This is a genomic window from Paenibacillus taichungensis (genome assembly GCF_013359905.1).
GTDB lineage: Bacteria > Bacillota > Bacilli > Paenibacillales > Paenibacillaceae > Paenibacillus > Paenibacillus taichungensis.
Window position 1 is genome coordinate 1 of record NZ_JABMCC010000024.1, and the last position, 280, is coordinate 280.

Consider the following 280-nt stretch of genomic DNA (forward strand, 5'->3'; position numbering starts at 1 on the left):
GCCAGCCGCCGAAGGTGGGATAGATGATTGGGGTGAAGTCGTAACAAGGTAGCCGTATCGGAAGGTGCGGCTGGATCACCTCCTTTCTATGGAGAATCGTTTCCCGAGTGGAAACATTCAAATCGCAGACTAGATCTGCAAAACTACTCACTCGTTGCTCAGTTTTGAGAGCTCAAACTCTCAAACAGCTTGCTTTTGCATGGAGCTTGTTCTTTGAAAACTAGATATCGAAACGAAAATTGCGAATTAGAACATTCCTTTTTAAGCTGAACTTGTGTAA

Annotated in this window: 1 rRNA gene; it reads left to right on the forward strand. The window is 44.3% G+C overall.

Annotation, left to right across the window (positions count from 1 at the left end):
• Window positions 1-86, forward strand: a 16S ribosomal RNA gene (locus HP548_RS00115); the annotation flags it as partial.
• Between the last annotated feature and the right edge of the window lie 194 nt (window positions 87-280).